Genomic DNA, 17191 nt, shown 5'->3' with positions numbered 1-17191 from the left:
CAAGAAATGGCTTCTGCTCCCACTCGTCCTGCGCAACCAAAGGGGGCCACGGGAGTCCTCGTTCTGGCCGATGGGACGGTGATCTGGGGCAAGGGTTTCGGTGCGACCGGCAGCGCGGTTGGCGAGGTGTGCTTCAACACCGCCATGACGGGGTATCAGGAGGTGATGACCGATCCCTCCTACGCCGCGCAGATCGTCACCTTCACCTTCCCGCATATCGGCAATGTCGGCGCCAACCCCGAGGATATCGAGAGCAAGGTCGAAGGCGCAGTCGGCTGCGTGGTGCGCGAGGATGTGACCGAGCCTTCGAATTTCCGCAGCGTCGAGCGCTTCACCGAGTGGATGGAGAACAATGGCAAGATCGGGCTGGCCGGGGTTGATACTCGCGCGCTCACGCGCCGGATCCGTCTTTCCGGTGCGCCCAACGCCGTGATCGCGCATTCGCCCGCTGGCGATTTCGACATCCCGGCCTTGCTCAAGCGCGCGCAGGAATGGGCGGGGCTCGAGGGCATGGACCTCGCCGTGCGAGTCAGCCGCGAGCACCAGGAGGACTGGGAAGGCGGATATTGGCGGCTCGGTCACGGCTATGGCCGCGCGGCGCGCGATGCGACCCCGCACGTGGTCGCGGTCGATTATGGCGCGAAGGACAATATCTTCCGCAACCTCGTGAAGGCGGGTGCGAAGGTGACTGTCGTTCCGGCCAAGACTTCGTTCGACGCGATCATGGCGCTGAAGCCCGATGGCGTGTTCCTTTCCAACGGCCCCGGCGATCCGGCGGCTACCGGCGAATATGCGGTGCCGGTGATCAAGGCGCTGCTCGAGGCCGACGTGCCGCTGTTCGGCATCTGCCTCGGCCACCAGATGCTCGCTCTGGCCGCGGGCGCGAAGACCGCCAAGATGCACCAGGGCCACCGCGGCGCGAACCATCCGGTGCAGCGCGTCGGGGAAGGGTGGGGCGAAACCACCGGCCTCGTCGAGATCACCAGCATGAACCACGGCTTCGCAGTCGACGCCGACACGCTCCCGCCCGAAGTGGAGCAAACCCATGTGAGCCTGTTCGACGGCTCGAACTGCGGGATTTCGATCAAGGGCAAGAAGGCGTTCGGGGTGCAGTATCACCCGGAAGCGAGCCCGGGACCGCAGGATAGCTTCTACCTGTTCGAGAAGTTTGTCGGGGGGCTGGGGTGAAAAGTCTTATCGCTCTCTCAATTCTCTTGTTGGTCTCCTGCGCTGATGCCCCAGCCGCAACTTCTGAAGAGCTATCGAACGAGGTCAACTTACCGACTGTCCAATCCGATCACGAGTTGCTCATTTTCGAGTTTCCTGACGGCATTCGAGGTGGGAGGGGCCGGATACAAGGCGACGGCAACGACATTATTTCAGGGTATGCAAATTTCGTCGAACAGCTTGAAGGCTGTGATGCTGAGATTGTACGCACTGACAATAGCTGGTCTCACAGGTCGTATGTGGTCGTGAGGTCTGGACGAAACGACAGAGAAATTGTGGAGTGCTTAAAGGCGAAGACGAGCCGCCACTTTAACGTTGGCACGGGATCTGACGAAGTGGAGCGTTGGCCACCTAAGAAATTGAATGGGTTCCCTGATATGGTGGATTCTCCCGTTCAAGAGCGACCCCGCTGATGGTCAGCAACTTCCAGAACGGGGTGTTTTTCCTGAGCGCAGTCTTTTGTTTGACGACTGCCACTGCCGCCCAAAATCCTACTTTGACGCCGTCTACCGATCCTCCGGCTCGTGCCGAACACGATCACACGATCTACGTCCTCTCCGGCGAGCCAGAAGCACTCGCCCGTTTCGATGCGGCTGTCGGTGCGCGTTGGGAGGGCGGGATGCTGCTCGATGCCGATACCGAGCGCGGGATTTACCGCTATTGGGCCTATGAATGGCGCACCGCTCCGCAGGCACGGCAGTTCATGATCCCGGCGATGGCTTCGGGCCTGGACCTCGAATTCGAAGTCTATAGCGAGAATGAGGCATTTCCCGACCTGCGGGCACGGCTCGATCAGGCAGCAAGTGGCTGTGACGCCAAAGCCGACGTTCTTTTCGTCCTGCCGACCGGCGAGGTGACCTCCACGATTACGCCGGAGGACGCGCAGACCGAAGCGGATAGTTTTTCCTGCCTGCTCGATGAGATGCGGGAAGGCAGATCGCTCGAAGGGATCACTTTCGGGTTTCTCGGGAATGATATGCAGGAGGCAAGCGATGATAAATAAGCGCTCCGCCATGATCTTTGGACTACCCGCCCTGCTGCTGCTCCCTGCCTGCTCGCTGTTCGACAATTCGGACCCGCGTGAGGGCGAAGAAGGCGTAGAACAATGCGCCGAGCGGATGCGCGGTTGGGATGCGGTCGCCAAGATCGGCGAGACCGATCCGACCGCGACCTATGTCCCGACCTACACCTACGACATCACCAAGATGGGGCTCGAGGATATCCAGGCGCTGACCGGCGGCGGCGGAGACGAAACCGCCGGGTCGCGCGGCATGGCCTCGACCAACGAGGAAGAAACCGCGGTCTCGCGCTTCATGGAGCAACCGGTCGACGAGAAGGGCGCGTTTTTCCTCGGCCGCGATCCGGCGCTTTACCGTGTGCGCGGCCAAGCGCAGCGCTTCGACCAGATTATCCGCGCCGGGTGCGAGCGCCAGCAGGACGGGATGCGCCTTACCAGCGTCAGCCTCGATCTGACCTCGGCACCGCCCGCCGACAGCGCTCCCGCCGATTCCGATAACGAGAACGATAACTGATGCCCAAACGCACCGACATTTCCTCCATCCTCGTCATCGGCGCCGGCCCGATCATCATCGGCCAGGCGTGCGAGTTCGACTATTCGGGCACGCAGGCGATCAAGGCGCTGAAGGAGGACGGGTACCGCGTCATCCTCGTCAATTCGAACCCGGCGACGATCATGACCGATCCCGAGTTCGCCGACGCGACCTATGTCGAGCCGATCACGCCCGAGATCGTCGCCAAGATTATCGCCAAGGAAAAGCCCGACGCGCTGCTTCCCACCATGGGCGGGCAGACCGCGCTCAACTGCGCGCTCAAGCTGGATGAAATGGGCGTGCTGGCCGAGCACGGCGTGGAAATGATCGGGGCCAAGGCCGACGCGATCGACAAGGCGGAAAACCGCCAGCGCTTCCGCGAGGCGATGGACTCGATCGGCCTCGAAAGCGCGCGCAGCGGCATCGCCAACACGATGGAGGAAGCGCGCGAGGTGCTCGAACGCACCGGGCTTCCGGCGATCATCCGCCCCAGCTTCACGCTCGGCGGCACCGGCGGCGGGATCGCCTACAACAAGAACGAATTCGAGCGGATCGTCCGCGAAGGCCTCGACGCGTCTCCCACCACAGAGGTGCTGATCGAGGAGTCGCTGCTCGGCTGGAAGGAATACGAGATGGAGGTCGTCCGCGACAAGGCGGACAATGCGATCATCATCTGCTCGATCGAAAACGTCGATCCGATGGGCGTCCACACCGGCGATTCGATAACCGTCGCCCCGGCGCTGACGCTGACCGACAAGGAATACCAGATCATGCGCACCGCCAGCATCGAGGTGCTGCGCGAGATCGGAGTCGAAACCGGCGGTTCGAACGTGCAGTTCGCGGTCAATCCCGAGGACGGGCGCCTGATCGTGATCGAAATGAATCCGCGCGTCTCGCGGAGCTCGGCGCTGGCGTCCAAGGCGACCGGCTTCCCGATCGCGCGTGTCGCGGCTAAACTGGCGGTCGGCTATACGCTCGACGAAATCACCAACGAGATCACCGGCGCGACGCCCGCGAGCTTCGAGCCGACGATCGACTATGTCGTGACCAAGATCCCGCGCTTCGCCTTCGAGAAGTTCAAGGGCACCGAGCCGCTGCTCGCCACCGCGATGAAATCGGTGGGCGAGGTCATGGCGATCGGGCGCAATTTCCATGAATCGGTCCAGAAGGCGCTGCGCGGGCTCGAAACCGGGCTCGACGGGTTCAACCGCGTCCCCGAGCTCGAAGGCGTGTCGCGCGAAGTCATCACCGCCGCAATTTCGCGTCGCACGCCCGACCGGCTGCTCAAGGTCGCGCAGGCGTTCCGCGAGGGCTTCACGGTCGAGGAAATCCAGAACGTTACCGGCTACGATCCGTGGTTCCTTCGCCAGATCGAAGGCATCATCGCCGCCGAGCGCGAAGTCCAGGCCGATGGTCTCCCGACCGATGCCGCAGGGCTGCGCCGCCTCAAGGCGATGGGCTTTTCCGACAAACGCCTCGCGACTCTTGCGGTACGCTCGGTCGGGGTTGCGGGCGGGCTCGCGGAGACGCAGGCCAAACGCTCGGGTCTGCTGCACGACGCTTTGCAGGCGATGGCGGGCGCGACCAGCGAGGATGAGGTGCGCGCGCTACGCAAGAAGCTGGGCGTGCTCCCCGTTTTCAAGCGGATCGACAGCTGCGCCGCCGAGTTCGAGGCGATCACGCCTTACATGTATTCGACCTATGAGGCGCCCAGCTTCGGCGAAGCAGAGGACGAGGCGATGCCCTCCGACCGCAAGAAGATCGTGATCCTCGGAGGCGGTCCCAACCGGATCGGGCAGGGGATCGAGTTCGACTATTGCTGCGTTCATGCCTGCTTCGCGCTCGGCGAAGAGTGGCACGGGCCGGCCTTCGAGACGATCATGGTCAACTGCAACCCGGAAACGGTTTCGACCGATTACGACACGTCCGACCGGCTCTATTTCGAGCCGCTGACGGCGGAGGACGTGCTCGAAATCCTGCGCGTCGAACAGCAGGCGGGAGAGCTCGTCGGTGTCATCGTGCAGTTCGGCGGGCAAACCCCGCTCAAGCTTGCGCAGGCACTCGAGGACGAGGGCATTCCGATCCTCGGCACGTCGCCCGACGCCATCGATCTCGCCGAAGATCGCGAGCGGTTTGCCCGGCTGGTCAACAAGCTAAAGCTGAAGCAGCCCGACAACGGCATCGCCTACAGCCGCGACGAGGCTGCCGCCGTAGCCGCGCGGATCGGATACCCGGTGCTGCTGCGCCCCTCCTATGTGCTCGGCGGACGCGCGATGGAAATCGTCGATTCCGAAGCCCAGCTCGATGACTACATCAAGACGGCGGTCAACGTCTCCGGCGACAGCCCGGTGCTGGTCGACCAGTATCTGCGCGACGCGATCGAGTGCGATGTCGACGCGCTGTGCGACGGCGACGAGGTGCGGATCGCGGGCGTGATGCAGCACATCGAGGAAGCCGGCGTGCACTCGGGCGACAGCGCCTGCACGCTGCCGCCCTATTCGCTTCCGCCCGAAATCGTCGAGGAAATGGAGCGTCAGGCCGATGCTCTTGCCACTGCGCTCAAGGTGCGCGGGCTGATGAACGTCCAGTTCGCGGTGAAGGACGGAGAAGTCTACCTGATCGAGGTCAATCCGCGGGCGAGCCGCACCGTGCCATTCGTCGCCAAGGCGATCGGCCAGCCGGTCGCAAAGATTGCCGCGCGGGTGATGGCGGGCACGAAACTCGCCGATTTCGAGCCGTTCAAGCGCGACCTGCCCTATATGGCAGTCAAGGAGGCGGTCTTCCCCTTCAGCCGGTTCCCCGGCGCGGACCCTGTGCTGACACCGGAGATGAAATCGACCGGCGAAGTCATGGGGATCGACAAGACGTTCCCCGCTGCCTTCCTCAAGTCGCAGCTCGGCGCCGGAATGGCCCTTCCGCGCAAAGGCACGGTCTTCGTGTCGGTCAAGGACACTGACAAGCAGGTTATCGTGCCCGCAGTCCGGACATTGATCGAAGAGGGCTTCACTATCGTCGCCACAGGCGGAACCCAGACCTATCTGAGCGAACAGGGCCTCGCCGTCGAGCGGATCAACAAGGTCGCCGAAGGGCAGCCGCATATCGTCGACAAGATCATCGACGGCGAGATCGCGCTGATCTTCAACACCACCGAAGGCTGGCAGTCCTTGCTCGACTCAAAATCGATTCGTGCAAGCGCGCTAGAGAAGAAGGTGCCGTACTACACCACGGCCGCCGCTTCGCTGGCTGCGGCGCAGGCAATTGCGGCGATTAAGCCGGATCAGCTTGAAGTCCGCTGTTTGCAAGACTATTATAGCTGAGCAATACACGCCGTCCTTCCCGACATTTCGTTGCTTTTTCACCGCCTCGGGCGAGGCGGAGGCACTCGAAATGACGCAAATACAATCGGGTGGGACCCAGAAGGAAAGAAACGGGAATGGCAACGATGGAAAAGGTCCCGATGCTCGCCGAAGGGTATGAGCGTCTGACCGCCGATCTCAAGGCGTTGCGGGCCGAACGCCCCAAGATCGTCGACGCGATCGAGGAAGCTCGGGCGCACGGCGACCTGTCGGAAAATGCCGAATACCATGCCGCGAAGGAGCGTCAGGGCCAGGTCGAGGCGCAGATATCCGATCTTGAGGACAAGGTCAGCCGCGCGCAGATCATCGATCCGGCGACGCTTTCGGGCGACAAGATCATCTTCGGTGCGACCGTGACGCTGCTCGATGAGGACGACAAGCCGATCAAGTACCAGATCGTCGGCCAGACCGAGGCGGATGCGAACAAGGGTCGCATCTCCTATACCTCGCCGCTGGCGCGGGCGATGATCGGCAAGCAGGTCGATGACGAGATCGAGGTCACCGTTCCCTCGGGCGACAAATTCTATCTCGTCAGCAAGATCGAATTCGTCTGAACATTCGAGGCAAAACCCCTCAATCGAGGGGCTTTTCCATCGCATAGTTGTGGATGGGCACACCGTCGATTTCGAAATCGCGGCGATGCTTCACCTCGTATCCGGCGCGTTCGAACGCGGGGCGGGCGAGTTCGCTCGCCTCGGTGTAAAGTCGCGGCATCGATTTGGACCGGGCAAGCTGCTCGGAAGCGGCGAGTAACTCGTCCGCCAGTCGTCGTCGCGTGTGGTCCGGGTGGCAATAGAGCATGTCGAGGTGGCCGTCCGGCTCGAGCAGCGAGTAGGCCACGGCGCGACCATCGACTTCAACGGCGACCAGAATGTGCGCGCCCTTTCGCGCTCTTTGCACAAACCGCTCGGGTCCGGGGTGTCGCGCCGCCCACTTGTCGACCTGCTCGGCAGTGTAACGATGGCGGCCGATAGAACGGATTGCCGTGAGCGTCAGGTCGGCGAGCGCCGGAGCGTCTTCTTCCTGAAAAGGGCGAATCGCATAGGCCACGTCGGCCCAGGGCTGCTTTCGCTCAGTCGTCGGGGGTCAGCAATTTGTGGATGTGGACGACCACGTACTTCATCTCCGCATCGTCGACGGTGCGCTGCGCCTGCCCGCGCCATGCCTCGACTGCGTCGTCGTAGGAGCTGAAAACGCCGACCACGTGCAGGCTTTCCGGATCCTGGAACTCGAGACCGCGCGGGTCGGTGACGCGCCCGCCCATCACGAGATGGAGCCGCTGTTTCGGAGTTGTTTCTTCCATGATGCGTTTCCTTGGGGAGGAGAATTTCGAAAATCCACGCGCCCCTAAGCGCTAGCTCCGCCAAGGGCAAGGTGTACGCAATGCTATGCGCTAGTTCGTCACCCGCCCCTTGATGTCGCGCACGGCGCGTTCGGCGCGGCGGCGTGAGCGGCGGGTCATGGTGCGGGTTTTGTCGAGCGCGTTTCCGGCGTGGTATTCGGCGTCCCGCCGGACTTGCCGGGCCTTGGAACTGGCGCTGTCGCTCAGGTCTTCGGCTTTGTCTTTGCCGGCCCGCGCGGTATCCATCGCCTGATCGATCAGCTTGATGCCATAGGCTATCACGGCATCGCTGATCAGCGAGCCGAACCGGTTGACCTGCTTCATCGACGCGTTGCGGGCGATGTCGGCGGTGCCTTTTGCGGCGCTACCGACCGCGTTCGCCGTCCCGCTTGCAGCGCTCCGCGCCAGCCGACGGCCCGGAGGCGTGGCGAGGCCGAGCAGGAGGCCGATCGCCACTGCGCCGCCAATAACGGTGAGCGGATTGTCTTTGGTGAACTTTGCTGCCGAATCGGCGACTTCCTTGGCCTGGTCGGCGAAAGTGCGCTCGGCGATGCGACGTTCGCTCGCTTCGATTTTCGCGCGCAGCTCGTCGCGCTTTTCGCTTGCTGGAATGTGCATGTCAGTCATCGGATTCTCCGGGCGGGGTAGGGTTAGGGTTTGGATCTTCAGCCGTTTCCATGTCGGCGGAGCCTTCGACTTCGTCCGCAAGGTTTTCAGACCGATCTTCGGGCTCATCGAGGCCTTCGGCGAGGATATCGAGGATCGGTTCGCGAGCGAACCAAAGCAGCACGGCGCCCATCAGCAAGGCGATGATGCCGCGATTGTCTTGAGTGTGGGTCTTCGCGACCTCGAATACGTCTTTCGCGCCTTCGCCGACCCGGCCGGTCACGCGTTCGGCAAGGCCCTTGCCTGAAAACGTTGTTCTGGCGTGTTCGATATCCGCCAGCAGCACGGCCTTGGCCGCATCGCGGAGGGCGCGATCTTCGTAGAAGCGTTGATCGATCTTGCTCATGTGTCGTCGTCCGATCCGAACAGGATATTCAATCGACCGATCCGGCTCTTGGCGGCGAGCGCCAACATTACGGTGAGGAGCAGGAGCACGCCGACCACGATACCGATCGCACCCCAGATCGTGACCAGCGGCTCGAGCGCGATCACGAGGCCCACGGCGAGCGCCAGCACTGCGATGTGCAGCGTGATGATGGCAACCGTGAGCAGGCCGAGCGCGCTGCCGACATTCTTTCCTGCGAGCTTCGCGCGGGTCTTCTGGAAAGCGAGCTCGGCTTCGGCGTAAGTACGCCCATCTTCCAAGAGCGCGGCGAGCTCTTCGGTCAGCGACTCGTCGAGAAAATCCTCGTCCTCGCTCTCCGGAATATCGGAGGAAGCGTCTGCATCATCGGAGGCCGACGGTTCGGGAGCATCCTGCTCGCGCCCCGTGGGCCGATCGTCATCACGCATTCACTTCCCCCCGGAATAGTCTGGCTCAGTCGCGCGAACCGCGGAACATCCGCGCGATCAGGAAACCTGCGACGGCTGCGATACCCACGGCCACGCCGGGGCTCTTGCGGACGAATTCGCGGGCATCCTCGCCGAGATCCTCGACACTCTTGGAGTCGAGCTTTGCGGATGTCTCCGCGAGGCTGCGCGATGCCTTGCGAGCATAATCGCCATACTGCTCGCCGAGACGTTCATCGATCTGCGGTGCGGTTTCGGCAATGACTTTGCCGATCGAGGCGATGCCGTCACTGGTTGCGGACTTGGCCTCGGTCGCCAATTCGCCTGCGCGATTCTTGGCCTTTTCGCCGTAAACGCGTGCTTCGTCCAAGAATTCGTCTCCCTTGCTCTTCGCTTGCTCGCGATATTCGCCTGCTCGCGAACCGGCTTCGGCGCGCAGTGCTGCCGCGCCAGCCTTAGCCTCTTCGAGAGCGGCATTGAAGCGGCTCTTCGCTTCGTCTGCCGGTTTATCGCTAGCGCCGGTCTTCTTGGGAGCGGCCTTCTTGGTCGAACCCGACTTACTGGTCGAACCCTTTGCCGATGTTTTCGCGGGGGTCTTGGTGGTTTTCGTCTCAGCCATTGTTTTCTCCTTGCCCTCCAATTTCGTGCTTTTCGCGAGAGGAATACGCGGGGTTGCTCTTTACATACCAATGCATCTTGCGCCCCGATGTTCCGGTGAATAGGGGTTCCGGTCAAGAGGACGAGACACGCGCCCCGACCCGTAGCGATCAGGGTGTGTTATATTCATACCACACGTTTCAACCGGAGCCAAGCATGACCGCGATTATCGACCTGCATGGACGCGAAATTCTCGACAGCCGCGGCAACCCCACCGTCGAAGTGGATGTTCTGCTCGACGACGGCAGTTTCGGACGCGCCGCGGTGCCTTCGGGCGCCTCGACCGGAGCGCATGAAGCGGTCGAGCTGCGCGACGGAGACAAGACGCGTTACAAGGGCAAGGGCGTGCTCAAGGCGGTCGAGGCGGTCAACACCGAGATCCGCGACCTGCTGATCGGTGCTTTCGATGCAGAGGACCAGCGCGATATCGACCTTTCCATGATTGCGCTCGACGATACCCCGAACAAGGGACGTCTGGGCGCGAATGCGATCCTCGGGACCAGCCTTGCGGTGGCCAAGGCCGCTGCGAATGCGCGCGGCCTGCCGCTCTATTCGTATCTCGGCGGCGTTTCGGCGCATGTGCTTCCGGCGCCGATGATGAACATCATCAATGGCGGGGAGCACGCCGACAACCCGATCGACATTCAGGAATTCATGATCATGCCGGTCGGCGCGGACAGCCTTGCCGAGGCGGTCCGCTGGGGATCGGAAGTGTTCCACACGCTGAAAAAGGGGCTTCACGACAAGGGGCTCGCGACCAGCGTGGGCGATGAAGGCGGATTTGCGCCCGACCTTGCCAGCACGCGCGCTGCGCTCGATTTCATCATGGCCTCGATCGAACAGGCCGGATTCAAGCCGGGCGACGATATCGTGCTCGCGCTGGATTGCGCCGCGACCGAGTTCTTCAAGGATGGCAAATACGAGATTTCGGGCGAGGGCCTCAGCCTCGATGGCGCCGGCATGGCCGATTACCTCGCCAAGCTGTGCGACGATTATCCGATCATGTCGATCGAAGACGGCATGAGCGAGGACGATTTCGAAGGCTGGAAGGCGGTTACCGACGCGATCGGCGACAAGGTGCAACTGGTCGGAGACGACCTCTTCGTAACCAATCCGGCGCGTCTTTCCGACGGGATCGAGCGCGGCCTCGCCAATTCGCTGCTGGTGAAAGTCAACCAGATCGGCACGCTGACCGAAACGCTTGCTGCGGTCGATATGGCCCACCGCACGCGCTACACCAGCGTGATGAGCCATCGTTCGGGCGAGACAGAGGATGCGACCATCGCCGATCTCGCGGTCGCGACCAATTGCGGGCAGATCAAGACCGGCTCGCTCGCGCGTTCGGACCGGCTCGCGAAATACAACCAGCTGATCCGGATCGAAGAAGAACTCGGCGCCAGCGCCGTCTATGCCGGGCGCGGCTGCTTCGGTTCGCTGGCGCGCTAACCCTTCATTCTCTTTGGACGCTTCGGCTCACGGAATGTGGCCGACGCTCTTGAAGAACCTCTCCATCGCCGCGATCCCTGTCTCCGATAGTCGCACGAGAACGCGGCGCTGATCCTGGGGATCGTGTTCGCGCACCACCAGCCCTTCGCCTGCCAGTACCCCCAGCCAGCGCAGGCCGGTGGTCGGCGGTGCGGCCGAGCCGATGCAGGCGCTCGATACCGAGACCTGCTTCCGTTCCGCATAGGCGATGTAGAGATCGAGCAAGATGTCCCACGCGGGCTCGCCGAAGAGTTCGCTGTTCCCGAAAAGCACGGCTCGCTCGCGGCGAAGCCGATAGATACTGCGTGCCATTTTCGCGAAACGGTGCCGTTTCTCCAGCGGTGTTTCTGCCTGCGGTTCGACTGCGTGAAGGGGAGGCCTCGCATCTGCTTCGATTTCCGGAGCGAGATAATCGTTCCTCAAGCGCAATTGATCCGAGATGGCTCGCAGCAATTCGGCAATGGCGGCAAGGTCGATCGTGCTTCCAGCGCTCTCGGGAAGCTGAGGCAAGGCGTGGGCGCGGCTTCGTTCACCCATGGCATGCCGACCCGTGCGGCAACGCCGCGCCGCATGCTGAGTCCAGCATATCCAGATCCGGTACCGGTTTCACTGCGCCTCCCATCGAGGCGCGAGCATAGCCCTGTTATCGCCCGCTCTCGCGCCTCGTGCTGTCCGGATTAGCCGAGGCGCCGAACGAAGGCATTACGGGTTAATCCCTATATGGAAGCGCGGACTGTCCCTGCGAGGAAATCCCATCCCTGACGAGGCAGAGGAGTTCGCGATCATAGAGACTGGCGCCGTTATCGTTCACGATCGCGAGATTGACGCGCAGTTGCTCAATCGCTGCGTTGACATGGATCGCCGCCAGTCCTGCACCGATGGTGTCGAGCCGACTGAGTTCCTTGTTGAGAGTGAAGATGGCCGAGCAGATTGCTTGCGCCTGCGGCAATGGTTGTGGTGGCATTGAACTTTCCCATCCCCTTGGGTGCGATCCCGATGCTTCGAGCGCGCGGCGGAGCACCGGCACGCCTCAGCGGTGTAAGCGCACCTTATGGAATTCTATATACGGGAAACCACGTATGTGGATGGAGGGGGAAGCAGTGTTTCCTACCGCCCGAAGCGCTCGCCAAGCTCGAGCAGTGCAAGCGCCGCCTTCGCGGCTTCGCCACCCTTGTCCTTCTGGGCGGGGTCCGCACGGGCCAGCGCCTGGGCTTCGTTCTCGACTGTCAGGATGCCGTTGCCGATCGGGATGCCATCCATCGTCAAGGCCATGATCGCGCGGGCGCTTTCGCCGGCGACGATCTCGAAGTGGTATGTTTCGCCGCGTATCACTACGCCGATGGCTACAAACCCGTCGAAATCCCCGCTTTCGGCCGCGAGCGCGATCGCTCCGGGAATTTCCAGTGCGCCGGGGACGGTGAGCACCTCGACCTCGTGCCCTTCGGCTTCGAGCGCCGCCTTGGCTCCGGCGATGAGCATGTCATTGAGCTTCGCGTAGAAGCGCGCTTCGACGATCAGGATACGGGCCATGGAAATTTACTCCGGGATGGATTTGAAATCGGAAATGGTCAGGCCGTAGCCTTCGACCGCGACGAGGTCCGGCCGCGAGTTCGACAGCAGGATCATGTCGTGCACGCCGAGATCGGCAAGGATCTGCGAACCGATGCCGATGTTGCGGATTTCCTCGTCCTGGCTCCACTCGCTCTTGCCGATCCGGCTTGTGAGGATCACGATAACGCCCGATCCGTGCTCGCCGACCGCGCCCATCGCGCGCTGAAGCGTGCGCTTGCGCGGCCCCGGCTGGCCGAGAATGTCGTCGAACACCGAAATCGGATGGACGCGGGCGAGGGTGGGCTCGCCGGGCGTGACGTGGCCTTTCTGCAGGACATAGGCCTGCGAGTTGTCGACCGTGTTGCGATAGGTGATCAGTCGCCATTGACCGCCGTAATCGCTTTCGAAGCTACTCTCGTCGATCCGTTCGACAAGATGATCGTTGCGCATGCGGTAGGCGATCAGATCACGGATGGTGCCGATCTTGAGATCGTGTTTGCGGGCAAAGGCAATGAGGTCCTCGAGCCGGGCCATCGACCCGTCCTCGTTCATGATCTCGCAGATCACGCCCGACGGGTTGAGCCCGGCAAGGCGCGAAATGTCCACTGCCGCCTCGGTGTGCCCGGCGCGGACGAGCGTGCCGCCGTTGCGCGCCATCAGGGGGAAGACATGGCCGGGGGTGACGATGTCGTCCGGGCCCTTGGTCGCATCGATCGCCACGGAAACGGTGCGCGCGCGGTCGGCGGCGGAAATTCCGGTGGTCACACCTTCCTTTGCCTCGATCGAGACGGTGAAGGCGGTTTGCATGCTTTCGTTGTTGTTGCGGGTCATGGGTTCGAGCCCGAGCTGCTCGCAGCGCGCCCTGTCGAGCGCGAGGCAGATGAGGCCCCGACCGTGGGTCGCCATGAAGTTGATCGCGGCGGGGGTCGCCATCTGGCCGGGGATGATCAGGTCGCCCTCGTTCTCGCGATCCTCGTCGTCGACGAGGATGTACATCCGCCCGTTTCTCGCCTCGTCGATGATCTCCTCGATCCCGACGAGCACCGGTGTGTCGTCATTGGCGTCGAGGAAGCTCTGGAGCTTGGCGAGGGTCTCAGCCGTAGGGTTCCAGTCGGGCTCGGCAGCATCGCGCAGGGTATTTGCGTGGAGCCCGGCGGCGCGGGCAAGCCCGGCTTTGGTGAATTCGCCCGATGTGACGAGGTCGCGAACGCGTGTGATGGTCGATGTGCTCATGCATCAAGTATATAACATTATGATGTGATAGCAAGCTCGCAGGCTAGGTAAGTTTCGGGTGACTCACTCGGTCAACACTGGCAAAAACGTCGAGCAATCAATGAGAGGGGGGTAATGTGGTCGATCCAACGATCATAAAGATGGCATCAAAGCAGACGTGCAGCGTCGACAACATCACACTGATGCGGGGGCAACTTATCAAGTTCCACGAAATCCGGAACTTGATCTACGCAAATATGCGCGAAGCGAAGAAGGCGAAGAGCGACGCCGCTTTCTACAACAACGTCCTGTTCGGGTTGCAGATGGTGAAAGCGACTTGTGACGTCATCATCAATGTCGCTGGAGAGCTCCCCGGCGCAGGCAAACTGGTAAAGCGTGTTTACGGAGCCGCTCAGCCCGCTGCTGAATTGGGTGGAAAAGCATGGGCTGGCCAAACAATAACCAAAGCTGACATGGCGAAAACGGGCAATGCGGTGATTGGCGCGGGGCTGTCTCATCGCCTCAACGATTCGCCGCTGTCAGACCTTGCTGCGAGCCAGAAACTCAAGGCCGACGTCGTGATCAATGCCACAGCCAAGGACATGGAAGGCGTGATGTTCAGCTTGGCAGAGCAACAAGCGCAATTGGCCGATTGGGCAATCAAGGTTGCAAAAGGCCCCGGGGGAAAGGAAGCCATTCCGCTCGTCTCTGCAGGCGTAGATGTGATTATGGCCGGCTATGCCTACAAAAAGGCGTACGAAGACTGGAAGAAAGGCGATCTGGACAAGACCTTCGACGCCGGCCTCGCTATGTCGCAGAGGCAGCTTGCGCAGATCTCGATGAAAATCGCCGACGTAGAACGAGCCCTCAGCGCCTGCGGCTTCGGCAAGCCGAAGAGTATAGGAGTGGGCAGTCTGCCGCATCTCACGGGGGGCCACTCGGGCCCCACCATCAGGGCTGGGCGGTAGCCACTCTTCTTCCCTCGAAAGCATGCGGAAAATGGTGGACGCACTAGGGTTCGAACCTAGGACCCGCTGATTAAGAGTCGTTCGGTCTGGCGTCTTACGATGCTGCACCTCGCTTCACCTCATCGCGTCCGCTTCGGTTTATGTCCGAAATTCTTGAAGTTTTCCCGTTGGTCGGGTATCAAAAAAACTCAGTGGGCAACAGCAGAACTCAACTTGATCGTCGCCCCATTGTTGCCCCGAAGCGGCGACCCATTCAACGAAAATGAAGAAGCTTCTAACTCAGAAGGGCATTGATGCCCTCAAGCCAGCGTCGACCGGACGAAGGTTGGACGTGATGGATACCATCGTACCCGGCTTCGGCGTCAGAATAACTGACTCTGGTCACAAATCATTCGTTCTTCTGGCGCGATTCCCCGGTAGTCGGAATCCCACGCGTAGAACGATTGCGAAGGTCGGCGCCATTGGTCTCGCTGAAGCGCGAGAGCAAGCGAGAGATTGGTTGTTGCTGATTTCGAGGGGCATAGACCCAAAAGTTGAGGCGACCAGGATCAGACTGGAGAGGGCTGAGGAGCAATTGAGGTTAGCTCGATCGCGCCCACTAAAAGATCGGTTGGATCAGTACGAGCAAGAACACTTGAGCCGTCTTCGGACCGGGGCTGCGATACGACGCGCGTTAGATGGATCGAAGGGGCTTTTGCGAACTTTTTCCGGAAGAGACCCATCAACCATTACGCGAACTGAACTAAGGGATGCGGTGAGATCTAGATCAAAAGTCTCACCAATCTCTGCCAACCGACAACTTGCTTACACCAAAGCTTTTTTCAATTGGTGTTTGGCCGAAGAGATCGTCGAAGAGAATCCGGCAAATCACATTCGGCCACCAGCGCCCGAGGTCGAAAGAGACAGATTTCATACCGTCGAAGAGCTTGCGGAGATTTGGGCCGCTGCCAAAAGACTGGGTTATCCTTTCGAGCACTTTACCAAGCTGCTCATTGCAGTCCCCATGCGGCGTAACGAAATTGCTAGCATCCAGTTGTCTGAAATCGACTTCTCGGACGATTTGAACCCAGGGGATTCAGTCTGGACGTTGCCTTCGGATCGAACCAAGAATGCGTTTGCTCTTCGCGTCCCGCTATCGCCGCTCGCTCGTGAAATCATTATATCGGCCCGCGACCACGAAGCGCGGCCAACCGGCTCTGAGTTTTTGTTTAGCACGACGGGCACCACGCCGATCTCTGGCTTTGCCAAGGCTAAACGAAAGCTGGACTCGCTGATTCAAAAACGAAGAGACGAAAAACGCGGTTCTAGTCCGACCGACAATTCGTCAATGGCGCCTTGGATTTGGCACGATTTGAGGACAACTTTCGCAACCTTAGCATCCGACGAGCTTTCAATTGATCCTCAAGTTGCCGATAGGTGCCTTAATCATCAGGCATCTGCGACGCGATCGAAAATCGCGCGAATCTATAATCGATCGGAACTATTCGAGCCAAGAAAAGCTGCGTTGGCGGCTTGGGGAAAGTTCATCGAAGAGAGAGTAAGCGGATCTCCACTAGCCGCCCATTCGGCAGATCATAAGTGAGCAAGGCGCGTGACCCGATATGGAGGCGCATCGCTTTGCAGCAGAGCGGTCCTGAGGCTGCGAAGCAGGCATTGAAATTGAGTTACGATCCCGTCGGCGAAAACGAAGTAGACCTGAAGGAATTGACTGCAGAGGCTCTGTTGGATCTCGCCAGAAGAGCCGAGATCGGCATAGCCTCCGGCGAAGAAGAAATCTCAGTCCCGCTTCCATATATCGAGGTGCTGCTTGCTATTTCGAAAGGATATGGGCGGGGGCGGGGAAAACCACGACGGACAGCGCATGAAAAACTTTCAAAAAAGTCTCTTTACACTTGGGCCTTGCAAGAGAAAGAGCGCCTGATCGCTGAGGGTGCTCGAGCAACCGAGGCACACGACATTGCTGCAAAGAGAGCGGCTGAGCACGTAGTCAACAGAGAGAAGTTTGGCCTCGATGCGAAGACAATTGCGGACAGGTTGAGGCGCCCGAAAGAATGGCACTAAAAGCCTTGTTTTCCGTCACTGGATCGCCTTGGCATTTGATGAGATCGATTGAACCATCCTGAGAATTGGAGGTTCAAATGACTCAGCTAAACCTAGATCAGATCGTTGATCGCGAAACCGTTTCCCAGCTTGTGAATCTAAGCCTACCCACAATCTATCGCGCCCAAAAGCGCGGAGAGTTCCCAAAGTTTGAGAGACTTAGTCCCGCTCGCGTTGGTCTTCGAAGCTCTTGCCTGCAGGAGTTTCTCAACGGTCGGCGGGATTGGGGCTAATCAATGCTGACCATCGAATTCGTAAGCGTATCAGTAGACGTGCCCTTATGGGAAT

20 protein-coding genes, 1 tRNA gene and 1 pseudogene are annotated in these 17191 nt (G+C 60.8%); 11 read left to right on the top strand and 11 right to left on the bottom strand.

Annotated features, from left to right (window positions below; all coding sequences use genetic code 11):
• Positions 1-6: 6 nt before the first annotated feature.
• The 5 genes from carA (at position 7) to greA (ending at position 6687) form a co-directional block, all read left to right on the top strand.
• Positions 7-1188, top strand: coding sequence for a glutamine-hydrolyzing carbamoyl-phosphate synthase small subunit (carA, locus tag ACI5KX_RS09515; RefSeq protein ID WP_406810425.1), 1182 nt, complete (start codon positions 7-9; stop codon positions 1186-1188).
• 535 nt (positions 1189-1723) lie between these two features.
• Positions 1724-2230 carry a hypothetical protein gene (locus ACI5KX_RS09510; protein ID WP_406810424.1) on the top strand — a complete coding sequence of 169 codons (507 nt, stop codon included), beginning with the start codon at positions 1724-1726 and terminating at the stop codon, positions 2228-2230.
• The gene (locus ACI5KX_RS09505; protein WP_406810423.1) at positions 2220-2759 is read left to right on the top strand and encodes a hypothetical protein; all 540 of its coding nucleotides are present in this window, start codon (positions 2220-2222) and stop codon (positions 2757-2759) included. The genes ACI5KX_RS09510 and ACI5KX_RS09505 overlap by 11 nt, the downstream gene beginning before the upstream one ends.
• Complete coding sequence (gene carB / locus ACI5KX_RS09500; protein WP_406810422.1) at positions 2759-6094, top strand: carbamoyl-phosphate synthase large subunit; 3336 nt, start codon at positions 2759-2761, stop codon at positions 6092-6094. Before ACI5KX_RS09505 ends, carB begins: the two co-directional genes overlap by 1 nt.
• A gap of 116 nt (positions 6095-6210) precedes the next feature.
• A complete protein-coding gene (gene greA, locus ACI5KX_RS09495) occupies positions 6211-6687 on the top strand; it encodes a transcription elongation factor GreA (RefSeq protein ID WP_406810421.1) in 477 nt (158 codons plus the stop codon).
• Between the two features lie 19 nt (positions 6688-6706).
• Here the strand turns inward: greA and ACI5KX_RS09490 are convergent, their stop codons facing one another.
• The 6 genes from ACI5KX_RS09490 to ACI5KX_RS09465 form a co-directional block, all read right to left on the bottom strand.
• A complete protein-coding gene (locus ACI5KX_RS09490) occupies positions 6707-7183 on the bottom strand; it encodes a GNAT family N-acetyltransferase (protein WP_406810420.1) in 477 nt (158 codons plus the stop codon).
• A gap of 22 nt (positions 7184-7205) precedes the next feature.
• A complete protein-coding gene (locus tag ACI5KX_RS09485) occupies positions 7206-7436 on the bottom strand; it encodes a DUF4170 domain-containing protein (protein ID WP_406810419.1) in 231 nt (76 codons plus the stop codon).
• A gap of 90 nt (positions 7437-7526) precedes the next feature.
• Complete coding sequence (locus ACI5KX_RS09480; protein ID WP_406810418.1) at positions 7527-8102, bottom strand: hypothetical protein; 576 nt, start codon at positions 8100-8102, stop codon at positions 7527-7529.
• A complete protein-coding gene (locus tag ACI5KX_RS09475) occupies positions 8095-8487 on the bottom strand; it encodes a hypothetical protein (protein WP_406810417.1) in 393 nt (130 codons plus the stop codon). The genes ACI5KX_RS09480 and ACI5KX_RS09475 overlap by 8 nt, the downstream gene beginning before the upstream one ends.
• Entirely contained in the window at positions 8484-8933 is a 450-nt protein-coding gene (locus ACI5KX_RS09470) for a phage holin family protein (protein ID WP_406810416.1), read from the bottom strand. The genes ACI5KX_RS09475 and ACI5KX_RS09470 overlap by 4 nt, the downstream gene beginning before the upstream one ends.
• A gap of 25 nt (positions 8934-8958) precedes the next feature.
• The gene (locus ACI5KX_RS09465) at positions 8959-9549 is read right to left on the bottom strand and encodes a hypothetical protein (protein ID WP_406810415.1); all 591 of its coding nucleotides are present in this window, start codon (positions 9547-9549) and stop codon (positions 8959-8961) included.
• A 194-nt stretch (positions 9550-9743) separates the two neighbouring features.
• On the opposite strand from ACI5KX_RS09465, the gene eno reads away from it, so the two are divergent.
• The gene (gene eno / locus ACI5KX_RS09460; protein ID WP_406810414.1) at positions 9744-11033 is read left to right on the top strand and encodes a phosphopyruvate hydratase; all 1290 of its coding nucleotides are present in this window, start codon (positions 9744-9746) and stop codon (positions 11031-11033) included.
• A 27-nt stretch (positions 11034-11060) separates the two neighbouring features.
• Here the strand turns inward: eno and ACI5KX_RS09455 are convergent, their stop codons facing one another.
• From ACI5KX_RS09455 to ribB, 4 genes are all read right to left on the bottom strand, one after another.
• Positions 11061-11609, bottom strand: coding sequence for a MarR family transcriptional regulator (locus ACI5KX_RS09455; protein WP_406810413.1), 549 nt, complete (start codon positions 11607-11609; stop codon positions 11061-11063).
• A gap of 172 nt (positions 11610-11781) precedes the next feature.
• The gene (locus tag ACI5KX_RS09450; RefSeq protein ID WP_406810412.1) at positions 11782-12036 is read right to left on the bottom strand and encodes a hypothetical protein; all 255 of its coding nucleotides are present in this window, start codon (positions 12034-12036) and stop codon (positions 11782-11784) included.
• Positions 12037-12179: 143 nt separating this feature from the next.
• Positions 12180-12602 carry a 6,7-dimethyl-8-ribityllumazine synthase gene (gene ribH, locus ACI5KX_RS09445; RefSeq protein ID WP_406810411.1) on the bottom strand — a complete coding sequence of 141 codons (423 nt, stop codon included), beginning with the start codon at positions 12600-12602 and terminating at the stop codon, positions 12180-12182.
• A gap of 6 nt (positions 12603-12608) precedes the next feature.
• Entirely contained in the window at positions 12609-13856 is a 1248-nt protein-coding gene (ribB, locus tag ACI5KX_RS09440) for a 3,4-dihydroxy-2-butanone-4-phosphate synthase (RefSeq protein WP_406810410.1), read from the bottom strand.
• A gap of 116 nt (positions 13857-13972) precedes the next feature.
• Between ribB and ACI5KX_RS09435 the strand changes: the two genes are divergently transcribed.
• On the top strand, positions 13973-14803 hold the full coding sequence (locus tag ACI5KX_RS09435) for a hypothetical protein (RefSeq protein WP_406810409.1): 831 nt from the start codon (positions 13973-13975) through the stop codon (positions 14801-14803).
• 32 nt (positions 14804-14835) lie between these two features.
• Here the strand turns inward: ACI5KX_RS09435 and ACI5KX_RS09430 are convergent.
• A tRNA-OTHER gene (locus ACI5KX_RS09430) sits at positions 14836-14933 on the bottom strand.
• A 132-nt stretch (positions 14934-15065) separates the two neighbouring features.
• Between ACI5KX_RS09430 and ACI5KX_RS09425 the strand changes: the two are divergent.
• The 4 genes and pseudogenes from ACI5KX_RS09425 to ACI5KX_RS09410 all read left to right on the top strand — a co-directional run.
• Positions 15066-15332: pseudogene (locus ACI5KX_RS09425) on the top strand (Arm DNA-binding domain-containing protein); the annotation flags it as partial.
• Between the two features lie 303 nt (positions 15333-15635).
• Entirely contained in the window at positions 15636-16385 is a 750-nt protein-coding gene (locus ACI5KX_RS09420) for a site-specific integrase (RefSeq protein ID WP_406811354.1), read from the top strand.
• Positions 16382-16864, top strand: a complete 483-nt coding sequence (locus ACI5KX_RS09415) for a hypothetical protein (protein WP_406810408.1) — start codon at positions 16382-16384, stop codon at positions 16862-16864. Before ACI5KX_RS09420 ends, ACI5KX_RS09415 begins: the two co-directional genes overlap by 4 nt.
• Positions 16865-16941: 77 nt before the next feature.
• Positions 16942-17136 carry a helix-turn-helix transcriptional regulator gene (locus tag ACI5KX_RS09410; RefSeq protein ID WP_406810407.1) on the top strand — a complete coding sequence of 65 codons (195 nt, stop codon included), beginning with the start codon at positions 16942-16944 and terminating at the stop codon, positions 17134-17136.
• Positions 17137-17191: the final 55 nt, after the last annotated feature.

The sequence above is a fragment of the Erythrobacter sp. GH1-10 genome, from assembly GCF_045363165.1.
Taxonomy (GTDB): domain Bacteria; phylum Pseudomonadota; class Alphaproteobacteria; order Sphingomonadales; family Sphingomonadaceae; genus Erythrobacter.
Note: the sequence above shows the minus strand (reverse complement) of the source record. Positions and strands in the feature narration are given on the sequence as shown.